Origin of the sequence: Bifidobacterium saguini DSM 23967 (assembly GCF_000741715.1) — a bacterium.
Classification (GTDB): domain Bacteria; phylum Actinomycetota; class Actinomycetes; order Actinomycetales; family Bifidobacteriaceae; genus Bifidobacterium; species Bifidobacterium saguini.
In genome coordinates this window covers 92,253-117,741 of sequence record NZ_JGZN01000005.1, presented here as the reverse complement: position 1 = coordinate 117,741, position 25,489 = coordinate 92,253, and the positions used below count along the sequence as shown (strand labels likewise).

At 55.6% G+C, this 25,489-nt stretch carries 21 protein-coding genes and 2 pseudogenes; 8 read left to right on the top strand and 15 right to left on the bottom strand.

Translation table 11 applies throughout. From position 1 onward, the window contains the following. Position 1 precedes the first annotated feature (1 nt). The 10 genes and pseudogenes from BISA_RS02690 to BISA_RS02645 all read right to left on the bottom strand — a co-directional run bounded on the left by BISA_RS02690 (position 2) and on the right by BISA_RS02645 (position 9,475). Entirely contained in the window at positions 2-1,456 is a 1,455-nt protein-coding gene (locus tag BISA_RS02690; RefSeq protein WP_033890070.1) for a purine-cytosine permease family protein, read from the bottom strand. A 70-nt stretch (positions 1,457-1,526) separates the two neighbouring features. Next, entirely contained in the window at positions 1,527-2,372 is an 846-nt protein-coding gene (locus BISA_RS02685; RefSeq protein WP_033890069.1) for an NUDIX hydrolase, read from the bottom strand. Positions 2,373-2,496: 124 nt separating this feature from the next. Next, complete coding sequence (gene scpB / locus BISA_RS02680; protein WP_051917304.1) at positions 2,497-3,144, bottom strand: SMC-Scp complex subunit ScpB; 648 nt, start codon at positions 3,142-3,144, stop codon at positions 2,497-2,499. After that, positions 3,144-4,016, bottom strand: coding sequence for a segregation and condensation protein A (locus tag BISA_RS02675; protein ID WP_081889980.1), 873 nt, complete (start codon positions 4,014-4,016; stop codon positions 3,144-3,146). Before BISA_RS02675 ends, scpB begins: the two co-directional genes overlap by 1 nt. 32 nt (positions 4,017-4,048) lie before the next feature. After that, positions 4,049-4,888: a ParA family protein gene (locus tag BISA_RS02670; RefSeq protein WP_033890172.1), complete on the bottom strand. Its 840-nt coding sequence runs from the start codon at positions 4,886-4,888 to the stop codon at positions 4,049-4,051. Between the two features lie 188 nt (positions 4,889-5,076). Then, on the bottom strand, positions 5,077-6,003 hold the full coding sequence (xerD, locus tag BISA_RS02665; protein ID WP_033890068.1) for a site-specific tyrosine recombinase XerD: 927 nt from the start codon (positions 6,001-6,003) through the stop codon (positions 5,077-5,079). 138 nt (positions 6,004-6,141) lie between these two features. Further along, positions 6,142-6,525, bottom strand: a complete 384-nt coding sequence (gene rplT, locus BISA_RS02660) for a 50S ribosomal protein L20 (protein ID WP_033890067.1) — start codon at positions 6,523-6,525, stop codon at positions 6,142-6,144. A gap of 53 nt (positions 6,526-6,578) precedes the next feature. Beyond that, positions 6,579-6,773, bottom strand: coding sequence for a 50S ribosomal protein L35 (gene rpmI, locus BISA_RS02655; RefSeq protein WP_033890065.1), 195 nt, complete (start codon positions 6,771-6,773; stop codon positions 6,579-6,581). After that, positions 6,754-7,487: pseudogene (gene infC, locus BISA_RS11850) on the bottom strand (translation initiation factor IF-3). Before infC ends, rpmI begins: the two are co-directional and overlap by 20 nt. Positions 7,488-7,813: 326 nt before the next feature. Further along, positions 7,814-9,475 carry a spermidine synthase gene (locus BISA_RS02645; protein ID WP_033890064.1) on the bottom strand — a complete coding sequence of 554 codons (1,662 nt, stop codon included), beginning with the start codon at positions 9,473-9,475 and terminating at the stop codon, positions 7,814-7,816. Positions 9,476-9,562: 87 nt separating this feature from the next. Here BISA_RS02645 and BISA_RS11845 point away from each other — a divergent pair. The 3 genes and pseudogenes from BISA_RS11845 (at position 9,563) to ybaK (ending at position 12,190) form a co-directional block, all read left to right on the top strand. Then, positions 9,563-10,299 (top strand): annotated as a pseudogene (locus BISA_RS11845) (thiamine diphosphokinase). A 228-nt stretch (positions 10,300-10,527) separates the two neighbouring features. Continuing rightward, the gene (gap, locus tag BISA_RS02635; protein WP_033890062.1) at positions 10,528-11,586 is read left to right on the top strand and encodes a type I glyceraldehyde-3-phosphate dehydrogenase; all 1,059 of its coding nucleotides are present in this window, start codon (positions 10,528-10,530) and stop codon (positions 11,584-11,586) included. Positions 11,587-11,680: 94 nt separating this feature from the next. Further along, positions 11,681-12,190 carry a Cys-tRNA(Pro) deacylase gene (gene ybaK, locus BISA_RS02630; protein ID WP_033890061.1) on the top strand — a complete coding sequence of 170 codons (510 nt, stop codon included), beginning with the start codon at positions 11,681-11,683 and terminating at the stop codon, positions 12,188-12,190. Between the two features lie 90 nt (positions 12,191-12,280). On the opposite strand, the gene BISA_RS02625 is transcribed toward ybaK, so the two are convergent. After that, on the bottom strand, positions 12,281-13,282 hold the full coding sequence (locus BISA_RS02625; RefSeq protein ID WP_033890059.1) for a 4-hydroxy-3-methylbut-2-enyl diphosphate reductase: 1,002 nt from the start codon (positions 13,280-13,282) through the stop codon (positions 12,281-12,283). A gap of 162 nt (positions 13,283-13,444) precedes the next feature. Here BISA_RS02625 and BISA_RS02620 point away from each other — a divergent pair, with 162 nt between their 5' ends. Together BISA_RS02620 and BISA_RS13570 are read left to right on the top strand one after the other, a co-directional pair. Beyond that, a complete protein-coding gene (locus BISA_RS02620; protein WP_033890058.1) occupies positions 13,445-14,392 on the top strand; it encodes an aldose 1-epimerase family protein in 948 nt (315 codons plus the stop codon). 163 nt (positions 14,393-14,555) lie between these two features. Further along, positions 14,556-14,630, top strand: coding sequence for a 50S ribosomal protein bL37 (locus tag BISA_RS13570; RefSeq protein WP_003817083.1), 75 nt, complete (start codon positions 14,556-14,558; stop codon positions 14,628-14,630). Positions 14,631-14,766: 136 nt separating this feature from the next. On the opposite strand, the gene BISA_RS02615 is transcribed toward BISA_RS13570, so the two are convergent. Further along, positions 14,767-15,105 (bottom strand): hypothetical protein, encoded by a 339-nt coding sequence (locus BISA_RS02615; protein ID WP_033890171.1) that lies wholly within the window; start codon positions 15,103-15,105, stop codon positions 14,767-14,769. Positions 15,106-15,107: 2 nt separating this feature from the next. Further along, positions 15,108-15,737, bottom strand: coding sequence for a sigma-70 family RNA polymerase sigma factor (locus BISA_RS02610; RefSeq protein WP_237746081.1), 630 nt, complete (start codon positions 15,735-15,737; stop codon positions 15,108-15,110). 245 nt (positions 15,738-15,982) lie between these two features. On the opposite strand from BISA_RS02610, the gene BISA_RS02605 reads away from it, so the two are divergent. The 3 genes from BISA_RS02605 (at position 15,983) to BISA_RS02595 (ending at position 19,809) form a co-directional block, all read left to right on the top strand. After that, positions 15,983-17,551 (top strand): UDP-N-acetylmuramoyl-L-alanyl-D-glutamate--2,6-diaminopimelate ligase, encoded by a 1,569-nt coding sequence (locus BISA_RS02605; protein ID WP_033890057.1) that lies wholly within the window; start codon positions 15,983-15,985, stop codon positions 17,549-17,551. A gap of 98 nt (positions 17,552-17,649) precedes the next feature. Beyond that, positions 17,650-18,648: a lipid II:glycine glycyltransferase FemX gene (locus tag BISA_RS02600; protein ID WP_033890056.1), complete on the top strand. Its 999-nt coding sequence runs from the start codon at positions 17,650-17,652 to the stop codon at positions 18,646-18,648. A gap of 147 nt (positions 18,649-18,795) precedes the next feature. Continuing rightward, positions 18,796-19,809, top strand: coding sequence for a lipid II:glycine glycyltransferase FemX (locus tag BISA_RS02595; RefSeq protein WP_033890054.1), 1,014 nt, complete (start codon positions 18,796-18,798; stop codon positions 19,807-19,809). A gap of 11 nt (positions 19,810-19,820) precedes the next feature. On the opposite strand, the gene smc is transcribed toward BISA_RS02595, so the two are convergent. Next, on the bottom strand, positions 19,821-23,471 hold the full coding sequence (gene smc / locus BISA_RS02590; protein ID WP_033890053.1) for a chromosome segregation protein SMC: 3,651 nt from the start codon (positions 23,469-23,471) through the stop codon (positions 19,821-19,823). 12 nt (positions 23,472-23,483) lie between these two features. After that, positions 23,484-25,076 (bottom strand): bifunctional folylpolyglutamate synthase/dihydrofolate synthase, encoded by a 1,593-nt coding sequence (locus BISA_RS02585; RefSeq protein WP_033890169.1) that lies wholly within the window; start codon positions 25,074-25,076, stop codon positions 23,484-23,486. Positions 25,077-25,489 lie beyond the last annotated feature (413 nt).

Genomic DNA, 25,489 nt, shown 5'->3' with positions numbered 1-25,489 from the left:
ATCAGTTCTCCTTATCCTGTGCTTCCTGAGCGGCAATGTCACCATGCTGGAAAATCAATGCGCCCACGAAGCCGATAACCAATGCCACAATCACGCCAAGGTTGGCGGATGCCCAAGCGCCATCCTTGCCACCGAAGAGGCCAAGGAAGTAGCCCTGCCATTCCAGCCAGCTGGCAGACGTGTTGACCACAAGACCCCAGCCGAGCAGCGTGCCGACCACGAGAATCGCCAGAGACTTCACATTCCATGCGCCGTAACGACCATCAGCCTTGTACAGGTCGTCGGTGTTGTAATCCTTTTTGCGCAGCAGCACATCGGCGATGAACAGGCCGGTCCACACGGCCATAGGCACACCGAGCGTAATCAGGAAGCCTTGGAACGGACCGATGAAAGTATCGGAGAAGAAGGTCACATACACCACGCCGAGCACGGTCAACGCTGCCGTCAAGCCAGCGGCGGCCACACGCGGCAGCTTGATGCCGAAACTCAGCAAAGCAAGGCCGTTGGAATAGTTATCCATAATGGCGCCAGACATAAGACCCAGCACAGCCACCAGCGTGAACGGCACCAGATACCAAGTCGGCAAGATAGAAGCCATAGCGCCAATCGGATCATTGCCCACCGCATCGGACAACTTCTGGTTGGAGACAGCGAGTAGACCACCGTAGATCACCAGCAGCACCGGGGCGAGCGATGCGCCGAAGGTGGACCAGAATACGATGCCGGCGTTGGAGGATTTACGCGGCAGGTAACGGGAGTAATCGGCGGCCACGTTCACCCAGCCCAAGCCGAAACCGGTCATCACAAACAGGAACGCACCCAGTACGGACGGAGCGGAACCGGCCTGAGAAGCGCCCACGGCGGCGAAATCAATGTGCGACCAGCCGAGGATCAGGAAGCCAATGGTCACCACACCGCTGATGATGGTGATGGCCTGCTGCGCTTTCATAATGAGGTCGTAACCAAAGATGCCGGCCACGACCACGAGACCAACCACAATGATGGTGGAGATAATCTTCGGCGCGGCACCGGAACCCCAGCCGAGACGCTGGAAGGTGGAGGCGAGCGCCAGCACAGCGGTGGTGGTCAAAGAGATTTCCCAGCCGAGTGTGGCAATCCAGCTCAGCACGGATGGCACCTTAGCGCCTTCCACACCGAAGGTGGCACGAGTGATAACCATTGTCGGAGCGTTGGCACGCTTGCCGGCAATGGATACGATGCCCACCAGCAGGAAGGAGACAACAATGCCGAGAATTGCGGCGAGCGTTGCCTGCCAGAACGAAATGCCGAAACCAAGTGCCCAAGCGCCATATGACATGGCGAGCACGGAAATGTTGGCTGCGAACCAGGGCCAGAACAGGTCCTTCGGGCTGCCGTGGCGGTCGGACTCGGCAATGGTGTCGATGCCCTGCTCCTCCACGGAGAGCGCGGAGCTCTTCTCCTTGGTGTCACTCATAGTGAACCTTCTTCTCTTGGTTTGATTATTGATTCATTCGACTTGAATCGAAAATGTTATGTATGTTCCGCTATCGCTGTGCGGAAGGGGTAAGCGGCGCCAATGCATCATCATGAGCAGCATTGTGTCGAGGGTCCAAAGAGGCGACTGCATGATCGCCGGCATAGGAGCTTGGAGAGCCTGGAATTCCTGCCCTCTGAACAGTATCGTTCACCTGTTCTTTGGGAACGTACCGATACACCGCAGCCGGCCGCTGCCGGCCCTCACGGCGTTTTTCTCCCGTGTCTTCCAGATCACCCGAAGCAAGCATTTTGCGGCGGAAATTCGCCAGATCAATGCTTTGCCCGGCGATGGCCTCATATACATCATGCAACTGACGCAACGTGAATGTTGGCCCCAACAGTCGAGTTGCCACATCGGAATATTCGATTTTGGAACGCAGTCGCTCCAATGCATAGTCGATGATGGCCCGATGATCGAATGCCAACTGAGGCAAATCATGCTCCGGGAACCATCGCACGTTATCGCCATCTTCGAAATCCACGGCTTCGCTTTGTTCCACCAGCGCCCAGTACACGATAGAAACCATTGGCAATCCGCCGTGAGATCGGTTGGGATCGCCAAACGTGTAGAGCTGCTCCAGATAGCGCGGATGCAATGCCGTAGTGGATTCCAGCGCCTCGAATGCCGACTGTTCAAGAGACCGATCAGCCCTCAAATGGCCGCCCGGCAAGGCCCAAGAGCCCATGAAGGGTTGACGCACACGCTTCACCAGCGGCATCCACAGTTGCGAATGCGCGGCATTGGACGCAGTACCGGTATCATCAGCACCCCTGGGACCAAGCGCAAGAATCACCACAGAAACGCCGACTTGCGGCGGTGCACTGCGACGTTCCGATACGTTGCCAAATCCCATGCCATGCTTCTTTCTTCAAGGTCACGGAGCCGCGGCCGTCGCCGCAAGTCCCGCAGGAGCCTTCCCCTAACTGCCCAGCATAGCACTACTTTTAGTCAGGATGACTATAACTCATAGAAGTCGGTCACTCTATGGATGATTCCGCCTCATTCGTTTGCCTGGCAAGCTGCGTCATTTCGCTTGCCGACGGCAAGAATGGAGCCAGAGACGGCAGTTGCTCCAACGAATCAAGCCCCATCCGTTCAAGGAATAATTCAGACGTGACCAGCAGCGCGGCACGCGTTTCCGAATCGGCACCGCTCTCCTTAATCAACCCATGAATGCTCAGTGAACGAATCACACCATCCGAATTGACGCCACGAATCGCCGCCACCTGAGCGCGGGTCACCGGCTGCTTATACGCCACGATAGCAAGCGCTTCTAAAGCAGCCTGGCTGAGTCTGGCGGTTTGCCCGTCAGTAACAAAAGCGGAAACTACCGGCTCAAACACCGCACGATTGGCGAATTGCCAGCCTCGTGCGGTATGCCTGAGCTCAAAACCGCGCGGGCGAGTCTTGTTTCCCTGAGCATCAGACAATCCGTCATACTCTGCTTGCAATGTCTGCAACGCTTGCTCAACCGTCGCAACATCAACGGCGAGCACACGCGCGATATCTTCCGCGGTTTGCGGCTGATCAGCCACCATCAAAATGGCTTCAAGGCAGGCAGGTAAGCCCCCGGGAAAATCATCGACGGTGAATTCCGGAAGCACAGCACGCGATTCATCGTTCATCAGGCAAAGTCTCCTTCAGATATATTCACGTCGCTCATGGCATCATCCACGCCGGCAACCCAACGCAATTCAAGCTCTTCAAACGGGCCACTCTGCCGGTATTGCACAGCTCCTTGTTTGAAGAACACCAGTATTGCCATAAATCGCGCGACTACTTCCAAGCGGGACGCGCAATCCTCAGTCAGTTCGGCGAATGTCATGGACTGCTGAGGATTATGCTGTAACGCATGCATCAGCCGGCTTCTCACCAGTGCAGATTGTGCACGCAAATCCACCAATGGCACATGAAGCTGATGTACGGAAACTTCAGAAGCTGGCGCATTGGTAATCACTTGTGCAGCCAACCGAGCCAAATCCATAGGCGTTATCGTCCATACCAGTTCCGGCAGCATTGCCGCTATTGCATCATCCATATATGCTGGGTGCGGGAAACGCCCGGAATTGGCAGCCATCCGCGCGCGAAAATCAGATGCCGCTTGCTTATATGCACGGTATTGAATCAAACGCGCGAAGAGAAGATCTCGCTCACGCAACGCCTCGAGACTCTGCTCATCCGCTCGTTCCTCATCATCACCGGGCAGAATCGCCGCGCTTTTCGCTTCCACCAATATGGATGCGATATCAAGAAACGCGCTGGCCTCATCCATGTTCTTAGTGAAATCGAGCTTGCGCACATATGCCAAAAATTCCTCGGTAATCGAGGAAAGCGACACCTCGGTAAGTTCAAGTTTGTTATTGGCAATCAAACCAAGCAGCACATCAAACGGACCGGAATAAACCTCCAGATTCACTTGGAATCCGGAGGTATCGCTCTCCTTACCGGCTATTTCCTGCGCTCTATCATGCGCAACTTGGAAATCGGTATCGCTCATAACCGACCGAGTAGAGGATATGGGTACCAGCGTTACGCCACCACGCCGCGCGATATCATTTCACGCGCGACTTCGCGGTATTCCTTGGCGGTCTTATGCCCTGGAGCATAAATCACGATCGGCGCTGCGGCGACAGTGGAATCCGGCAACTTGATCGAACGAGAAATGCAGGTGTGGAACACCTTATCCTTAAACGCTTCGTAAATGCGCTGGCAGACTTCCTCGCAGTGCAAGGTGTTGGTGTACATGGTGACCAGTACGCCATCCACTTCCAAAGCCGGATTGATACGCGACTGCACTTTTTCGATGGACTGCATCAGCAATGCCACGCCTCGCAGGGCGAAGAACTCGGCAGCCACCGGAATGATGACACCATCCGCAGCCGTTAACGCATTGACGGTGAGCAGGCCCAATGATGGCTGGCAATCCACGATAATGAGATCGTACTCGTTCTTCAGCTTGCGCAGCACGCCGTTCAGTATCTGTTCACGGCCCACTTCGGTAACCAGTTGCACTTCGGCGGCGGACAAATCGATGTTCGCGGGAATGATGTCGATGTTTTCGAACGCCGTATGCTGCACCACATCATGCGGGTCTACGGAAATATCAAACAGGGCCGTATAAATAGTGTTGTCCACTGCGTTCGCATTAATGCCGAGACCCACCGTTGCCGCACCTTGAGGATCGAAATCGACAATCAGCACACGGCGGCCATACTGGGCAAGAGCACCGGCAATATTGATGGAACTCGTGGTTTTACCTACGCCGCCCTTCTGGTTGCACATGGCGATGACCCTGGCCGGGCCATGCTGCTGCAACGGTTCGGGAGCGGGGAAGGTTTCATATTCACGTCCAAGCAGATCGGTAGGCATACTGTTTACCTTATCAACATCTTCGTCTGTTCGGGGGGTAACGACATACGTTCCGGCCATAGGCAAAGTTCCTTGCCTGAAACCGTCGACCGTTGTCCGGTCATCACGCCAATCTTCCATCGTCGTTCCGCACCCCTTCATCGGTATCACCAACTGCCTTATAGCCTACTCTTTGAGGGATACCCGCTTCATCTGGCTCGCGGATGAGAAGACAGATAGGCTTCGATCAGATGCTCGGGGCTTACATGCGTGTAAATCTGCGTGGTGGTAACGCTGGCATGGCCCAATAGCTCTTGTACGGTACGCACGTCCGCACCACCTTGGATCAGATGCGTTGCAAACGAATGGCGCAACGTGTGCGGGTGCAAAGGCCGCGTGATTCCGGCCCGCTCCCCCGCGTCTTTGACCACTTCCCAAATCGACTGCCTGGAGATGCGACGGCCACGCTTGTTCAGGAACAGCGCCCGACGTTCCGGCACCGCTGCCGAAGACCGGCGTTCAAGCTCTCCTCGCGCCATGTTGAGATACGCGGTCAATGCTTCGCACGCGTAACTGCCGATGGGCACCAAGCGCTGTTTGGAGCCTTTGCCCATGAGGCGAGCCACACGCTCATCCAGGTCAATATCGTCAAGATTCGCTCCAGCTGCTTCAGAAACACGGCACCCGGTGGCATACATGAATTCCAGCAACGCCTTATTGCGCAACACTACCGGATCATTCGATCCACCGACTGCCGCCGCATCCAGAAGTCGCGTCACCTCGTCCACGTTCAACACGTCGGGCAATGTGGACGCACCCTTGGGTGCCTTAATTGCCGCGGAAACATCGTTCATGACTACGTGTTGGCTCAATGCAAAACGGTGGAATTCATGAAGTGAAGCCAGGCGTCTGGCCTTGGAACGCGCGGACTCCCCTGCCGCGTCCAATGAAGCGACGTAATCTTCAACATCCTGCGAGGTAATGGCATCGGCATCTTCAATGCCTCGGGCTTCGAGCCAGTCAACATACTTGTTGATATCGGATTCGTATGCGTCCACGGTGGCTTTGGCGAGTCCGCGTTCCACGCCGATATGTACCAGAAATTGCTCAGTAAGTCTCTCGAAGCTATTAATCATGGTGTCTTATCGTAATCGGAAAACGTCTTCGTACAGCTTTTGGATATACCGCGAAAGAAGATAAGAAGCCCAAAGACGAAGAAACCCCGCCAAATAGCGGGGTTTCTATCAAAGATTCAGTCCACTGGACTGCCTGTCTCAGGCCTCGACCGGAGCGTTGACGTCCTCAGGCAGAGCAGCCTTGGCAGCCTCAACGATGGTCTTGAAGGTCTCAGGATCGGAGACGGCCAGCTCGGCGAGAGCGCGACGATCCAGTTCGATGCCAGCAAGGTGCAGGCCCTGGATGAAGCGGTTGTAGGTGATGCCCTCAGCACGGACAGCAGCGTTGATACGCTGAATCCACAGCTTGCGGAAGTCACCCTTGCGAGCCTTACGGTCGCGGAAGTTGTAGTTAAAGGAGTGCAGCAGCTGTTCCTTAGCCTTGCGGTACAGGCGGGAGCGCTGGCCGCGGTAGCCGGAAGCCCTCTCGAGAACAACGCGACGCTTCTTGTGGGCGTTCACTGCGCGCTTGACACGTGCCATAATTTATTCCTCAGCTTTCTAAAAAGTCTTTATTATCCGTGTAAGCCCTAAGCTCACTTCTGCAGAAGCTGCTTCAGCTTCTTGGCCTGGCCACCGCGCAGCACAGCGTCAGCGGACAGAGCGCGACGCTTGCGAGCGGACTTGTGCTCGAGGTTGTGGCGCATGGCGGAACCGACCTGCATCACCTTGCCGGAGCCGGTGATACGAGCGCGCTTGGAAGCGGCGGAATTAGTTTTCATCTTCGGCATTGCTGCCCTCCTTGCTGGTTTGCTTCTTCATATCGGAAGTCTGGGGAGAAATCGAGGCCTTGGCATCGGCTGCGGCCTGTGCCTGAGCCTCCTGCTTGGCGGCAAGACGTGCAGCCTGACGAGCCTGACGTTCAGCGCGGGATTCGGCTCCGCGGCGACGCTGCTCAGACTGGGTGTGCACCTTCTTACCCTTCGGCGCGAGGGTCATGATGATGTTGCGGCCTCCTGCTTCGGCTTGGATTCCACGGTGCCGAACTCCTCGACATCGTCAGCCAAGCGCTGCAGCAGCTCGACACCGCCAATCGGGCGGGAAATCTCACGACCGCGCAGCATAATGGTCACCTTGACCTTATCGCCACCGTTCAGGAAGCGGGTCACATGGCCCTTCTTCACGTCGAAGTCGTGATCGTCAATCTTGAGACGGAAACGAATTTCCTTGATTTCCGCGGTGCTCTGATTGCGGCGAGCTTCACGAGCCTTGATCTTCTCGTTGTACTTGAACTTGCCGTAGTCGATGAGCTTGGCGACCGGAGGCTTCGCGTTCGGTGCCACCTCGACGAGATCGAGGTTTGCCTCCTTGGCCAGGTTCAGCGCAACAGTAGTCGCGATGACGCCCACCTGCTCGCCCTTCGGGCCGATCAGGCGTACCTGCGGGACGCGAATCTCGTCGTTAATACGTGGTTCGTCGCTGATGATGACTCCAATCCTCTGCATGTTCCTACGCGGGCCCACATACATTCCCCATCAACGCATTGGATTCATGACAACATTGGTCAAACGACGTACGTCGACCATCCAGCTGTAATACCTATGTGCATTACATGTTCCGATTGCCTTATCCAGTAGCAATCTTTAGGCTGTTGCCTTGAACCCGAGACCTTGAAAGGTTTCCAGGTGGGGTTGCCCCGCTTTCTTGATTTCTCAAGCCAAAGAGAAAGTGTACCATATGCCCGGACATTGCTCGTCAGTGTGTCGCAACGTCATCTCACATACGCGAGAAGCGATATCCAACACTTTGCAAGTGCATTGCCACTACATCATTATTGCACCGCACGCAGCAGACCGCCGATGCCTTCCTTCTGCAGTATTTCGCGGTATGGCCCGGCTTCCTGCGCGATGATCTGATCGATGGCGCGCATACCGAGCACTTCCACCGGCGCTTTATCATCCGTCAAAATCGTTGAAGAGGAGTCCGGCTGCGGTACAGCAGCGAATCGACCGGCAACCCTTTCCATATACCATTGCAGCTCACTACTGGACGTGCGCGCATAGGTTCGCTGACGCAGACGATCAGCCTTGGCGACCTGCTTCATATCGCTCACCGATTGCCCAGACGAGGATTTCTTTGCGAACAGCTCGCGGTTCGTAGTGTTTGGCACATCGGCGGTTAGCATATTGGCCGCACCGAACACACTGGCGATGGTGTCACTCAGCGCCTCATTGATGGATCCACGCCCGTCCGAGACCATATTCATATTCACCACCATCACGCCACCGGAATTGAGATGCTCACGCACCATAGAGAAAAACTCGGTGGAGCTCATCTGGAATGGAATGGTGATGTCTTGATACGCATCAACCATAATCACGTCGTAGGAATCATGGGAAGCCGCGAGCCATGCGCGACCATCGTATGTGCTGACCGGCACGCCACTTGGTTCGGAGAAATACTGCCCTGCCAAGTTGGTGATTTTCTGATCGATTTCCACTCCGGTGATGGCCATATCCGGGTAATACTGCTTGAGCTGCCTGGCATACGTGCCGGTCCCCATACCGAGAATCAGTGCGGAATCCGCCTTGTCCGCGAGCGCCGGAGCGGCAAGCGCGGTGTCGTAATACATGCCGGTCAGGCCTGGATCCTTCATCGTGACCGACTGCACGCCAAACAGCACGTTGGTGGACAGTATCGTGCGGTCGGAAAGATTCTTGACCTGCAGGTAGTTGTAGATGGACTCCCCCTCATAGGCAAGATTGGTTTCCCAGAATGCGAATCCGGTGAGTGGTGAAACGCAGCTCGTGGCCACGAAAATCACTGCCGAGACCGCGCACGCCACACGGTGCGCTTTGATGGAGATGAAATAAGCCAACGGGATAATCAGCAACGCTCCGGAGAAAATCAGGAAGCTTACGAATGTGCCCACAGCTGGAATCGTGACGAATGTAGGCAGGAAGGTTCCCAGAATCGAACCGATGGTGTTGCATGCAGAAAGTCGACCCACTACGGATGCATTGTCTTCCAACGAAGTCGTAGCGAATTTATTGAGACCGGCGGTCACTGTGCCGAGCAGGAACAGTGGCGGCACGAAGATGATGACGCAGGAGATGAACGCGGCAATGATGAGGAAGTTCGTGGAAACGGTGACGATCAGCAGCCCGGAGATGATGAGAATCAGATATTTGCCGACTAGTGGAATCAGTGAAATCCATACGGCTGCGATCATGATGCGCATGTAGAGCTTATCCGGATTCGGATCTTTATCGGCCCATTTTCCGCCGAACACCGCGCCCAATGCCAGTGCGATCATGATGGTGCCGATGATGATGGTCCATACGATTTGCGAACTGGAGAAATATGGTGCCAGCAATCGTGAAGCGCCAAGTTCGGCGGCCATCACGGACATGCCGGAGAAGAATTCGGTGACGTAGAGGAACACCTTGGATTTGAGGATAGGTCTTTCACTCGCTTCGGTGATATGCGCCATTGTTCCGCTCCCCTTATCTCCGCTATTTGCTCATATGCAAACGCCTTGTTTCGCCAGCCTAGCAGCTGACCGGCTAGAGTTGGCGTCATGACCAAGGTATGTGTGATTTTCGGCGCCGGCGAATACTACGGGAGCCCCGATGCGTCGCTGATTCCTTCGGATGCTTATATTGTGGCGGCTGATGGTGGGCTCGATCATACTCGCGCTTTAGGCATTGCGCCGGATGTGGTGGTTGGTGATTTCGATTCGCTCGAGGGCGCACGGCCATCTGCTGACACCAGCACGCGAACGGTGGTATTGCCTCCACTCAAAGATGATCCGGATATGCTCTCGGCTTTGAAAATCGGTTGGACCGCAGGCTGCCGTGAGTTCCGTATCTGGGGCGGGTTGGGAGCCGCGTTGATCACACGCTGTCGAATATTCAGCTGATGGCGCTGCTGGCGCAGCATGGAGCGAGTGGCTATCTATTCGGAGACGGCACCGTGGTCACTGCCATCTGTGATGGCAAGCTCGAGTTCGCAGCCCATCCGGTTCCGGAAGCGGGCCGCATGGTATCCGTGTTCTCCCTGTCTGATGTTTCGCTTGACGTGAACGAACCGGGGCTGAAGTATGAGCTGGAACATGGCACTTTGACTAATACCGTGGTGCAGGGGGTCAGTAATGAGTTCCGCGATAATGTGCGCGCTGCGATCAGCGTTGAAAAAGGAACATTGATCGTTACATTCCCCGCTGAGGTGGCCTTGCCCTCGGTCAATCGCAATCATGATTTCTCGGGAAGTATCGGCGAATTGGATACTGAGGTTTCCGCACTGCTGGTGCGTTAGTGGTATATCAAGTTTGCGTTTTCTCCACCGCGCAGCGTCATCGATGAACGTATGGCAACGCTCGCGCAAACAACAATGTGAACGCTCACAAAAAAATGGAATATTTTGCCCAAAACGCACGTTCAAACGTTGCTTTGTGTACACAGTCGGCATTACAGTAACAACTGTTGGTAAACAATGGCGTGGTGTGCCACAGCACATTACCGCCACCCTACAAGGGAGAATTACATGACAGTTAAGATTGGTATCAACGGCTTCGGTCGCATTGGTCGTCTCGCCTTCCGTCGTATCTTCGAGCTGCAGGCTCGCGGCGGCCAGGCTGGTGACATCGAAGTTGCCGCCATCAACGATCTGACCACCCCGGCCACCCTGGCTTACCTGCTGAAGTACGATTCCACCCACGGCACCTTCCGTCACGACGACGGCACCCCGGTTGACGTGAAGGCCACCGAAGACTCCATCGTGGTGGACGGCAAGGAATACAAGGTCTACGCCGAGAAGGACGCCAACAACATTCCGTGGGTCAAGAACGACGGTGTTGAGTACGTGCTCGAGTGCACCGGCTTCTACACCTCCGCTGAGAAGTCCCAGGCTCACATCAACGCTGGCGCCAAGAAGGTCCTGATCTCCGCTCCGGCCAAGGATGACGTCACCCCGACCGTCGTGTTCGGCGTGAACCACGACATTCTCAAGGCTTCCGACGTGATCGTCTCCGCCGGCTCCTGCACCACCAACTCTATGGCTGCTATGGTCAAGCTGCTGGACGAAAAGTTCGGCATCAAGGCTGGCTTCATGACCACCATCCACGCTTACACCGGCACCCAGATGCTGCTCGATGGCCCGCGTGGCACCAAGACCGGCCGCAACCTGCGCGCCGCCGCCATCAACACCATCGCTCACTCCACCGGCGCTGCTAAGGCTATCGGCAAGGTCGTTCCGTCCGTGAACGGCAAGCTGCAGGGCCACGCTCAGCGCGTTCAGGTTCCGGACGGCTCCGTCACCGAGCTGACCACCGTTCTGAACACCGAGACCACCGCTGACGAGATCAACGCCGCCTTCAAGGAAGCCTTCGAGAACTGCGAGTTCTACGGCTACAACGATGAGGGCATCGTCTCCTCCGATATCCTCGGCGACACCCACGGTGGCGTGTTCGATCCGACCCAGACCGACGTCAACACCGTTGACGGCGTGACCCTGGCTCGCACCGTTTCCTTCTACGACAACGAGTACGGCTTCACCTCCAACATGATCCGTACCCTGCTGTACTTCGCTGAGATTTCCGAGTGAATCCACGCGGGTCTACCCGCATAGGTTCGTTTGAGAACTAAGCTTATGAAACCCCCGCCATGCGCGGGGGTTTCTTTGTAGTACAACAGAAATCATGGCAAAGAAGAACAAACATGGTAAAGGCACCGGCTCCACCCCTGCCACAGTGCAGTTGGAGAAGGCCGGCGTGGAGTTTCAACTCTACGAGTATGAGCATTCCAATGACCACATGGACGATGGCTATGGCGTCGAGGCAGCCACCAAGCTTGGATTTGATGAGCATCAGGTTTTCAAAACCTTGATGGCGGATACCGGCACCGAACGCGTGGTAGGCGTAGTGCCGGTGAGCGGGCACATGGATTTGAAAGCATTGGCCGCCGCAGTCGGCGCGAAAAAAGCGGCAATGGCCGATCCGAAGGTAGCCATGCGCGAATCCGGGTACGTGGTGGGAGGTATTTCCCCGCTGGGCCAAAAGACTCATCACAAAACTGTACTGGACGAGAGCGCATTACAGTTCGATAAAATTTTGGTCTCTGGAGGCAAGCGCGGATTGTCTGTGGGAGTCAATCCGAACGATCTCTTAAAAGTGCTAAACGGTGTTGCCGCACCAATTGGCACATGGTGATGAAGGACGACTCTGGCTCCCCTTGTCAGGGGAGCTGTCACGAAGTGACTGAGGGGTAGTCATCCCCATCACGTCACAACCAACAAAACACTAGGCTCGCGAAGGTTGCCTGCGGAGTTCCGCCGGCAACACAAAGTGCATATTCTCCTTAATGGTCTCCACGGACTTCATGCCGGTGAAACCTTGGGATTGCAGCGCGTCGATCACTCCGGACACCAGTTCATCAGGCACGGATGCGCCAGAGGAGATGCCCACAGCCTCAACATCTGTGAACCACTCGGGATTGAGCTCACTGGCATCATCCACACGATATGCCTTGCCGCGCTCTCCCAAACCTTCCTGTGCCACTTCCATCAGTCGCACGGAATTGGAGGAATTCGCAGAGCCGACAATCACCACGCAATCAGACTGTTGAGCCACCAGTTTTACTGCGGCCTGCCTATTTGACGTGGCGTAGCAGATATCCGAGCTAGGCGGCTCTTCCATCCACGGGAACCGCGCCTTCAATGCGGCTATGGTGCCAGCGGTTTCGTCCACGCTTAGCGTGGTCTGCGAAAGCAGCACCAGTTTGGTTTCAGGCGTGAAATTCAACGAAGCCACATCATCGGCGTGCTCAATCAGATGCACATGTTCCGGGCTCTCCCCCACTACGCCCACTGCCTCATCATGACCTTTGTGCCCGATGTAGACAATCTCATAGCCTTCGCGCACGAATCGCAGCACTTCACGATGCACTTTGCCCACCAACGGGCATGTGGCATCCACTACATGCATACCTCGCCGCTTGGCTTCATCCTTGACCTCTGGAGAAACACCATGCGCGGAAAACACCACGGGAATTCCTGCGGCCGCAGCAGCCCCTGGAATCTCACTGAGTTCCTGTACGAATACCGCACCTTGCGACGCCAAGTCTTCAACAACATGCTTATTGTGTACGATTTGCCTGCGCACGTATACCGGAGGAAGACCATCCTCACGAACTAATTTGCCAGATGAGGCTGCCGCCTTCAGAATCGTCTGTACCGTAAGAATCGCACGATCGACTCCAGCACAGAATCCTCGCGGATCGGCCAACACCACACACTTGGTCATTGCATCTCCTTGTTCACACACTGTGGTCTAGTCTAAAGCAGGACCCGGCAAAGTGAGATGCGCGAGCGTGGATAAGTCGTGTATATGAAGAAACGCGCTACACTAGCTGTTAGCGGTAACAATGGTTATCGATTTCCGATATCTCACTACGGGAGTGATTTCATGACGAATACAACGCCACGCACCGGCCAACAATACAGCATCTCCTACGGCGACTATGCAGCCGTGATTACCGAGCTGGGTGCCACCATGCGTAAGGTCACCTATAAGGGCAAGAACGTCATCGTTCCGCTCGGCGCAGATGACCCGATTACCTGCTGCCACGGCCAGCTGCTGGTTCCGTTCCCGAACCGTATCGCCGCAGGCACTTACGAGTTCGAAGGCAAGACCTACACGCTGCCTATTGACGAGCATGATCGCAACACCGCCATTCACGGCTACGGTTACCGTTCCTTCTGGAAGCTCGAATCCTTGACCGAAAGCTCGGTGACTCAGTCTTGGCGTGCCCCGTTCCTGCTCGGTTATCCGTTCGCCATCAAGGTGTACGCCACTCATGAGCTGACCGAAGACGGACTGAAGATTACCGTCACCGCTGAGAACTACGGCGATGTGGATGCCCCGTGGGCACTGGCTATTCACCCGTGGCTGGACAACGGCTTCAACGGCTACGGCGATGAAATCGACGGCCATAACGCTCAGTGCCATCTGACCGTGCCTGCCTCCACACACGTCACTGTGGACGAGAACCTCATTCCAACCGGCACCGAGCCGGTGGAAGGCACCAAGTACGATCTCAACGATAACCCGCTGCTGGTCAACCAGCCGTTCGATGATGCCTGGACCGATCTGAAGCATGACGCCGACGGCACGGTGACCGCAACCTTCACCCGTCCGGACGGACTGGTCATCAAGGTTGGCGGCGATGAAACCATCACTTCCTTCCAGGTGTGCACCGGTACCGGCTTCCCGGCATTCCAGCATCCGGCTGGCACCGCTGTGGAGCCGCAAACCGCGTACGCCAACGCGTTCAACACCGGCAAGGATCTCATTGTGATTAAGCCCGGCGAGTCCAGCACCACCACGATGTTCATCAAGGCTGAGCAGCACTGAGTCTCACACGCACAGAGTGCAACAAGTCGCATAGGCATTGCACAATAGCCTTCGAAACGAATGCCGCAGCAGCGCAGCGACAATGACACGCATGTTGCATGTCGTCTGAGCGATGTGGCATAATTCCGAAGGCTTATTTTTTCTTTAAGTAAAGGAGTCCATCATGGGCATGCGCGGACGTAAGCGTAAGGATCGTCGTAAGAAGGCCGCTAACCACGGCAAGCGTCCTAACGCCTGATTCTTCACGTATTCCAGCGAATACGAATGAAGCCCGCTTGAGCAATCAGGCGGGCTTCATTGTTTTTTGACCATGTCTTATAGCTGCCGACTACACCGGACACACCAATCACATGTCACATCCGCACAGTCGCACACTACTGCTCATCACCACAGCAATGATCCAACGTGGCTTTGAGCTTAGCCATCAAACATTCAGGTGCCACATCTGGGCGCAAATAGGCGCGCAGCGCGGCAATCAATGCTTGTTCTCGAGCATCACAGCACGTTGAGGGATCGAAACACTCCCCCTCCTGCTCATACTGGGTATACTCCTGCGCATCTTGCATGGCCCCACCACATCCACATTGAGCAGAGCCATCGCCCGAGCAGCACTGCCTAGTGGTGATGTGCACTTCCGTTCTGCTTACCACACCATCAGCGGTTGCGCTGGTAATGGAGATATGACGAGTCTGTTCAACACCGCGATCGTTCATCATCAAATCTCCTTTCCATCATTTCCATTATGAACGCTTTTCGCATGCTCATTCATGTTTTTGTCTAACTTCGCGGATGGTGAACCGGTGGATTTCGTCGTGTCATCTGCTGCATATCCACGTTCGCGCGCATATGCGGCCAGCTCACGCTTCAACTGTGCACGGGCACGGTTCAAACGGCTCATCACCGTACCGATTTTCACGCCCTGCTCATCCGCCACCTGCTGGTAGGACTTGCCATCGATGGCGGCGTCGATAAACACCTGACGACGTTCAGGAGAGAGTTTGGCGAGCGCTGCCATAATCTCCTCCGGGGCAAAAGCGTCCAGATATTCCTCTTCCGCGGATTTCAACCCGTCTGAGGAATGTTCGGCTGCGTCGTAAATATCCCAGTCGTCGTATTCACCGGTCGAATCGTTGGCGCGCTGCGGCCTGCGTTTGGCTTTCGCGTACTGGTTGAAGTAGGCGTTGCGCTCGATGGTGGTCATCCACGCTTCGAAATTCGATCCGGGCTGGAATGTATCAAATGCTTTGAAACCACGCTCGAACGTATCCTGCACCAGATCCTGCGCGTCATCGGGATTATTGGTTAGTCGCATGGCTTGCCGGTATAACGCGTTGACGGCAGGCATGGCCAGTTTCTCGAAACGAGCACGCTTGGCTTGTGTGCTTTCCGCTGCCTGTGCAGCGTCTGAAGTAGCGTCCGCTGGCTTGCCCTCTCCGCCCTGCTCGAGATTCACGGTTCCTTGTTTCGTCGTCACGATTGCTCATTCTAGCCAACTCGTGTGCCTATATCGTGGTCGATGCCAGATGAATCGCGTGCAAGCGGCAACGGCCTGTAGAATAACTTTCGGTAAGAAACAGGGAGAAACGATTTATGGCTTTGACTTTGGCCTCGGCAGCTCAGCTGCTTGAGCAGCATCATTTGTTGAGAGAGATTATCATCGGCGAGCACTGGACTCTTGATTCCTCAGAAATCGCCCAGCATGGTCAACCATTCAGCGGCATCACCTATGACACGCGAGAAGTAGTCAACGGTACTTTGCTGTTCTGTAAGGGTAATTTCAAAGCTTCATTCCTGCATGATATTGATGAACGCGGTCTTGCCGCGTACGTTGCGCAGAACGATTATTCCGCCGAGACCAAGGCACCGGGTCTGATTGTCAATGATGTGCGCCAGGCGATGAGTCTGCTGGCCGCCGAGTTCTTTGACCGTCCGCAAGACAAGCTCACGGTTATCGGCATTACCGGCACTAAAGGCAAAACCACCACCGCGTATTTCACGCAGGCTGTACTGAACGCGTATTCGGACGGCAAGTGTGCACTGTTCTCATCTGTTGACAACTGCTTGGATGGCCGCACCTATAAGGAATCGGCCTTGACTACTCCGGAAAGCCTTGACGCGTTCCGCATGATGCATGAAGCGGTTGGCAATGGTATGCGCTATCTGGTCATGGAGGTTTCCTCCCAGGCGTACAAGGTGAACCGAGTCTATGGACTTACTTTTGATGTGGCTGCATTCCTGAACATTTCCCCGGATCACATCAGCCCGATTGAACATCCCACGTTTGAGGATTATCTCCATTGCAAGCGCCAGATTACGTATAACTGCCGCACATTGGTGTTGGGAACGGATTGTGATCATGCTGATTTAATCCGCGAGGATGCACTCAGAGCGGATGTGCCTGTTGTCACGTTCGCTTTGCGAAGCGGTGCCGCAGACAACGATAGTGATTTCGTGGCATTGCCTGATCCCAATAATGCATCGCAATATATTTTCCAGGAGCATGGCAAGGCCATTGGTGATTTTTCGCTGGAACTTGAGGGCGGGTTCAATGCCGCCAATGCAGCTACGGCCATCGCCTTGGCACGGGAAGCCGGAGTCCCCGAGGATTCTCCCGCTTTCGCAGCGCTTGAGCATGTCCGCATTTCCGGGCGTATGGAGCATTTCGAGAACAGTGACGGCTCGATTGTGGCATACGTGGATTATGCGCATAATTTTGTGAGCACGCGCACGCTGATTGATTTCGTCTCCCGCAAGTATGCCGACCGCAATCCGCGCATTATTGTGGTCACGGGTTCCGTGGGAGATAAAGCCGTGGACCGGCGCGAAGGCATTATCAATGGCGCACAGGAGAAGGCCGACCGCATTATCCTGACTTCGGAAGATACGGTCAAGGAGCCGATGATCGATATCCTGAATGAAATGCGCGGATACATCACCAATCCACATATCTCCAGTGAGATTATTCTTGACCGTGCGAAAGCCATCGAACAGGCCGAGCAGGAAGCTGAGCAGACCGCTGCGCAAGGCCGCATGACCGTGCTGCTTATCATCGGCAAAGGCGAGGAACAATGGATCAAGGTGGAAGGCAAGCACGCCCCTTATGAAGGCGATGGCCATGTGATTCGTCGCTTGTTCGGCATAGCTCAGCCGAATGACTGATGAGCGTCTCGCATCAAAGACCTCAATCGACTTATTCATCAGTCATTTCAACCCATCAAATAGACTTACCCATTCACATCATTTCCAAGGAGTCAGCATTGATTACTCTTGAACACACCACAGCCGAGGCAATGGAACAGGCGGCAGCGGAAGCCGGCCTCGTACTGCCTATCGAACAGACCGAGGCTTGGGCCCGTTATCAGGCCACTGTTCCCGGCCGCCACCCTTGGGGCGCATATCTCATCCGCCGTGACAATAATCTTGTCGCCGTTCTCCTTCTTATCGATTATGAGACGCACGGCTACCACTATCTGCGTTCGCTCCACGGTCCGGTGTGGGTGTCTAAGCCTACTCAGGAGGAGGAGCGCGAGGTTATTGATGCTCTTGTCAAGGCCGTGCATGACAAGGACCGCAAGGTGGTCTTCCTGCGCGTGGACACCTGGTATGAAGACGGCTACTACCGTGTGCTGTCTACCGTGCCGTACGACCAGACCGTGATTGTTGACCTGACCGGTGGCGACGACGAAATCTTGGCTCGTATGCGTGCTCGTGGCCGCCAAAACGTGCGCAAGGCTCTGCGTGAAAGCCCGGCCACTTGTGCTGATGAAACCGAGCAGGCTTCCAAGTCGTTTGACGAGTATTACGGCGTTATGGTAGACACCGGTAAGCGTGACGGTTTCACCCCTGCACCCAAGGGCGATTACGAAGACATGCTGCGCGAGCTGGGTCCGGAGCATTGCCGCCTGTTCGTCAGCCGCATTGATGGCAAAGTCGTCAACTGGTGTCTGGTCACTATCAACGATAAGCGTGCCGTGTACTACTACGGTTGCATGAGCACCGCAGTACGCCGTCTGCGTGTGCCGGACAAGATGTTCTATCACATCTTCTGCACGCTAGGTGCACAGGGCATTGTGAGCTTGGATATGATGGGCATCGGCTCCGATTTCGCACCGTCTTTGAAGGGCCTGAACCAGTTCAAGACCAAGTTCGCTCCGGAAATCACGCCAGTGGCCGCAGGCCATGATATTCCGATTCACCGCGGATTCTACGGCGTGCTGCGCTTCATTCAGAAGCTGCGCAAGGGCGGCAATCGTTAGGGCATTCAGCTCCAGCAAGGCTACTCACCAGAGAATTTCTAGGAAAACCCCAGCCCTTAAGCGGCCAGATGCCAAGGTTTACACACCGGCAGACCGCACACTGTTTGACGGTTATTACGAACAACGTCATACAAAGGCTGGGGTTTTATGCTTACTGTTGCCAGAACATCATTCCAGGAGATTGAGGAAGAAGCGGCTGGCTGCGATATCGTTCTTCCCATTGAGCAAAGTGCACGGTGGGCCCGTTATCAGAACACGATTGAGGGCAGGCGGCTATGGGGACCGCTTATGGTGCTGGATGGTGATGCTCCGGTTGCGATGTTGTCGCTGATTGAGTATCGGACGCATGGCTACCGGTATCTGCGGGCCATGCACGGCCCGGTGTGGACGGTGCTGCCGAACCCGGCCCTGGAACACTCCGCGGTCAGGGCGTTGGTCTCCTTCGTGCGCCATGAGGATCCGGGGATTGTGTTCCTTCGTCTCGATACATGGTCGTCGGCCGGCACCCTCCCCGTGCTCTCCACGGTCCCCTACGACTGGACGGTGGTCATCGATGTCACTGGCGGAGACGAGGCCATCCTGTCGCGGATGAAGCGCCGCGGCCGGCGCGATGTGCGCAAGTCGTTGCGCGAATGCCCCGCGGCCGTGGCCGACGAGACCGAACTCGCCATGTCTGATTTCTCCGAATATTACGACGTGATGCTTGAAACCGGCGAGCGGGACGGCTTCAAACCGGCCCCGCTCGGGGATTACCTCGACATGATCGAGGCGTTGGGACCGGAGCACTGCCGTGTGTTCGCCGCGCGAATCGACGGCCGCGTGGTCGCCTGGTCCATCGTCACCGTGAACGACGGGTACGCCGTCCGCTATTACGCCGCGATGCGCGACTCTTCCATGCGTCTGCATGTCACTGACCGCCTGCTGTATGCGGAATGCTGCATGCTGGGCGGGCAAGGCATCACCGACTATGATCTGATGGGCATCGGCTCCGCTTTCGCGCCCTCGCTCAAAGGCCTGAACGAATTCAAAACCAAATTCACCGAAGAGACCACACCCGTCGCCCCAGCCCGCGATATACCGATTCACCGCGGGTTCTACGCCGGATTAAAAACACTGCAGTCCATTCGCCATCAATTCGCCTCAACCCAGCGCAAAAATTGACTTCGTTAGTGTTACTTGCTCCTATCGGCCAGTTTCTGACTGATAACGGCGGTCACACCATCAGCACGCATGGTGACGCCATAGAGCGCGTCGGCAATGCTCATCGTGCGTTGCTGATGCGTAATGATGATGAGCTGCGCATGTTCACGCAGCTCATTCAACGCATGAATCAATCTGGTGAGATTCACATCATCAAGAGCGGCTTCCACCTCATCCATCACATAGAACGGGCTGGGGCGTGCGGTGAAGATGGCGAACAGCAACGCCAATGCGGTCAACGATCGCTCGCCGCCAGACAGCAGACTCAACTGCTTCACCCTCTTGCCGGCCGGGCTGGCCTCTACCAATACGCCAGTGGTGAGCAAATCATCCGGGTTCTCCAAGCGCAGCCGCCCGGTGCCGCCCGGGAACAATGTGGCAAACACCTGTTGGAAAGCCTCAGCCGTATCCTCAAACGCGGACTTGAATACGGTGACCATTGTGGAATCAAGTTCCTTGATGAGCTGCATCAAATCATCACGAGACTTGACTACATCGTTACGCTGATCGTTGAGATACTTGTTGCGTTCCTCAAGCGCCTCATATTCTTCAGTGGCCAGCGGGTTGATCTTGCCCAAAGCAGCCAGATCACGGCGTGCTTTATCCAAACGTTTCTTCTGCTCCGCACGGTTATACGGCACGGTTTGGAAGCGTTGCGCTTGGCTGCCTTCTTCCTCAGCCATCCCGTTGGAGTCTGATGAATCATTGATCGGAACGGGATTGCCGTTATCATCCAAAACCGGCACAGGCTGATCAGGGCCATATGCTTGCACCAGTTCTTCCAATGTCAGGCCGAGTTCGTCGGAGACTTTCTGCGTAAGTTGGCCTGCCTCCATAGCAAGACGTTCGCGGTTCACATCCAACGTATGCTCGCGAGCTGTTAAATCGGTGACTCGTGGCTCGATGGCATTGCGCTGCGAGCGCAGCATCTTCAGCTCTTCATCATGGCTTGATGCCTCAGCTTGCAGACGATCACGCTCCGCCGCAATACCTTGCAACGTTTCCGCCACCATTGCCGCCACGCTGCGCGCATCTTGAGCCACCGTTTGCAAATGCGCGGCTTGTGCTCGACGCTTGGTGTTCAATGCTTCGATATGGGCACGCCGCTGAGCCGCTTCTTTGGCGTTGTCTCGCAGCAATCCAGCTTGACGATGCAGCGATTCGGCTTTACGGGAGGCATCAGTCCACGCGATTTTCGCTTCCACTTCATGCTCTCGAGCATGAGACAACGTCTGCTCAAGCTCATGCTCCCGCTCTTCCAAATCATTCCACTGTTCCTGCGCTGCACCGGACTGCTGAGCGGATTCCAAAGCGCGATGGAGGTCATCGAGTTTCAGCTGATGGTCATGGGCCTGCGACTGCATTTCGGCAATGCGATGATCGAATTGTGCAACCTGCTTGTTCAGCGAAGCGAGACGCTGTTGCGATGCCTGCAATGCTTTCTGCGCTTGCTGTGCTTGAAGCCTCAACTCGGTACGTTTAGAGGATTCCCTATCGACTGCTTGGGCTGCTTCATCTCGCCGTAATTTGGCTTGAGCCACTTGTTCGGCCGTCTGTTGTTCCTGGATTTCCAGTTGAGACGTCTGCGCCAATGCCTTATCTCGTTTAGCGGCCAACGCAAGATCGGACTGGGAGAGAGATGAACCACCTACTGCAGCCACTCCCCTGCACAGCATTTCCCCTTGAGCCGTTACCGCCCGTTCAGCTTGCCCGGATTCCACCATATGCTGCGCTTGAGCGAGACTGTCTGCCGCTATCGTATCGTTCAGCAGCAGTCGTACCGCAGTTACCACATCATGTGCCATAGCGCCATCAGAAGCTTGAGGATTAACGGTGACCAGCGAATCAAGCCGTCGCACAGTGTGTCCATCACTATCAGTCAATGAGAGACGAGCATCAGAAGTCTCCAGCGCATTCGATGCATGATTTGCCGTAATCATCACGGCCTTGCCAAGCTTGTCTTCGCGAGCACGCTCCAGCGCATGAAGCATACTGCTCGGCTGAGCTACCACCATCGCACTGGAAAATTGGCCTAACACATGGGCCACAGCCTCTTCCCAGCCTTCTTCCACATGAACAAAGTCGGTCAATCGCCCTAGAACATGAGCGGATTCATCATGTTCCAGTTCACCGGAGGCGTTACGGCTCGCCAGCGTATCGGCAAGCGCATCGGCTTTGGCTTTCAGGGAAATAATCCTCGATTGCAGCTCGCGCTGCGTATCCGATAATCCATTCAGCACATCACGGCATTGGGCTAATGCAGCACGGGCCGCATCCAGAGCTGCTCCATTATCATCCGCAACCGCTTCGACTTGCTCGTGCAGAGCATCAAGCTGATGCTGCACTTCGTCACGCTGCTCAGCTGCCGTTTCACGCTGGCTCGTATAATCCTTGACTCTGCTGTGAGCTAACTGCGCTGCGGACTCCTCACGCGCAATCAGTTCGTGAAGCTTGGCAATAGCTGAATCCCGTTCCTGCGCGGTTTTGCGCAATTCAGTCAATGTTTGGCGCACGGAAGCAAGTTGCTTTTCATTATCCGCACGCTGCTCCGTGGCCTTGTCATAAGCCAGTCGAGCATCGGATACGGACTGGTCCTGCGTTGTAGCCTGCTGTTCAAGCTCTTGTGCACGCGCATAGAGCAGGTCAGGATCCTCTCCCATATTGTTAACAATGCCGCTAGCCGTTGATCGCGCTCGTTCGTCAGCAAGCTGCGCCAGAGCAAGCAGCCGCTCCCGGGTTTGGGAAAAATCATGCCAGTATTGATTGGCTTGAGCGATGGCGGGACTTGACTGCGAAGTCACAGATTCCACCTGCTCGATACGCACTTTTACTCGCGCCAATTCACGCTGGGCGCTCGCCAATTGAGCGCGCACTTCGCCAAGCTCCTTACGCACGGTTGCACGGCGATTCATCGATTGCTGCGCATCCTCGGCATACAGACGAGCCTGAGCGTCTCGCACCGATACCTGAATCGCATCCGCCCTACGGGAAATACGCGCCTGCCTGCCAAGCGGGCCCAGCTGGCGATGCAATTCCCGAAGCAAATCATCCAAACGGTTCAAATTCGATTCCGTATTGGCTAGCTTGCGTAAGGCACGCTCCTTACGTTTGCGATGTTTGAGAATGCCCGCGGCTTCCTCAATGAATGCGCGATGCCCGGATGGGTCGGCTTTGAGAATCGCGTCCAATCGGCCTTGGCCCACAATCACATGCATTTGCTGGCCAAGACCCGTGTCAGAAAGCAGCTCCTGAATATCCAGCAGGCGGCAGGTGGAACCGTTGATGGCGTATTCCGAACCACCGTTGCGGAAAATCGTGCGGGAAATCGTCACTTCCGTGTAATCAATATCCAGCGTGTGATCGGAATTATCAATGGTCAGGCTTACCTGAGCACGACCCAATGGAGGTCTGGAGGACGTGCCCGCAAAGATCACGTCCTCCATTGAAGTACCTCTCAGATTCTTGGCACCCTGCTCACCCATGACCCAGGTCAGCGCGTCTACGATATTCGACTTGCCGGACCCGTTCGGGCCTACAACCGCGGTAATCCCTGGCTCGAACCGCAAAGTTGTGGCCGAGGCAAAGGATTTGAAACCGCGTAGGGTGAGCTCTTTAAGGTACATAAAGGCTGCCTGTCACTGATTTGCAGCCGGATCGATGTTGTCGTCCGCGTCCGTATCGTTTGCACTGCCGGTGCTGTTTTTGCCAAGACCAAGCACATCGAACACGTCGAAATCATCAGGGCTGACCTGATCGTCGAGCGTATCAGCGGCATCATCATCAGCGTTCGAATCATCAGGGTCAACCACCGGCTGATGAATATTCATGGCCTGCTGCATGGTCGGACTTGCATGCTCCTCGAGCATCGTGCGAGCATCGCCAGCGGTGACGAAGCTGCCGCAGATGAGCACACCGTGACCATAGCCCACGCCCAGTTCATCTTCGGCATCGACCATGTTGACGGCGGTCTGGATGGCATCGGGCAGGTTCGGCTCCTTGATTACGCGGTCGCGACCGAACACGTCTACGGCGATTTTTTCCAGATCATCGGCAGACATCACACGGTCACGCCAAGAGTTTTCGGTAACCACCACGGAGCTTAGGATCGGCTCAAGCACGCCGAGATATTCCTCGACCTGCTTGTCGCGCATCATGGCGACCACGCCAACCAGCTGCTTGAAGTCGTAGCTTTCCTCGATGGCCTTGCGCAGCGCTTCGGCGGCATTCACGTTGTGGCCACCGTCCAGAATGATGGTCGGCGAGGTACGAATCTGCTCAATGCGGCCAGGAATCTTCACCGAGCTCAACGCCTCAGCCACCAAATCCCCGTCCAGCGGGCCGTTGACTGGAATCACCACTTCGGCGGCGGCGAGCGCGGCGAGAGCGTTGTGGGCCTGATGTTCGCCGAACTTGGCAATCGGCACACCCTCATAGGTGCCGTTCGGCGTGGTGAGCGTGGCAACTTGACCACCCACTGCCGGCATACGGTCGGACACCGTCATCTCATAGCCATCACGGACCAGCGTGGCGTGGTTGCGAACGGCGGCCTCTTCAATAATTGGCATTACGGCTTCCTCATGCGGCTGCGGGCCGATAATCGCGGTACAGTCGGGCTTGATGATGCCTACCTTCTCGCTGGCAATCTTCTCAACCGTGTTTCCCAGCCACTGCATATGGTCCATGTCAACTGGGCCGATGATTGCGGCATCGGCGTTAATCACATTGGTGGCATCCCATGCGCCGCCCATGCCGACCTCTACGATGGCCACATCCACCGGAGCGTCGGCGAACTTCCAAATGGCCATAGCGGTGAGTACTTCGAAGAAACTCATCTTCGGCTTGCCCTGCTCCTCCATCTTGGCGTCGACCAGCGCCACCAAATCCTTGGTCTGATCCCAGATGTCGATGAAATCATCGTCGGAAAGCTGCTGGCCATCAATGCAAATGCGCTCGTTGATGCGTTCCAGATGCGGAGACGTGTACAGGCCAGTGCGCATGCCGTAGGCACGGCAAATGGCTTCGGCCATGCGAGCGGTGGAGCCCTTGCCGTTGGTGCCGGTCACATGAATCACACGGAATGATTCTTCGGGATGGCCGAGCAGATCGAGCATCAGATTCATACGGTCCAAATCGAGGTTTGTGGTGTTATGCTCCGGCGGGCGGCTCATAATATCCAGCTCGACGTCTCGCATTGTCTCATTGTTCCTATTCGGATGCTCGAATGACATGCACTTACTCCCTCTCTGCATCATTGGCGCGTTGCGCACCCAGCCTTTGCACGAGCTGCTCTTGGCCCGTGTGCGGTTGCCCGTTTCATCGTTGGCTTGCTCGGAACGTGTCTGCAAACGTATCCGCAGCCATTCCACTCCAAACATGATGTTCCAAGCGAAAACTTCCACCATATTAATCGTCGGGGTCTATAGGATGCGGCATTGTGCTTTCATTCCGCACTCAGTGAAGCGCAGGATGCCTTTTGCCTACCGTAATCTATCCGCAAAGCGCATTCGCTGTCCATGTCAAGACCTGTCATAACGACATAAGACCATCCCACTATGTGAAGGTCGAGGATATCGAAAACCTGCTGCCGGTACGGTACGACCGTCATCGAATGATTGCCTTCGCTTTCATAAGCGAATGGCGA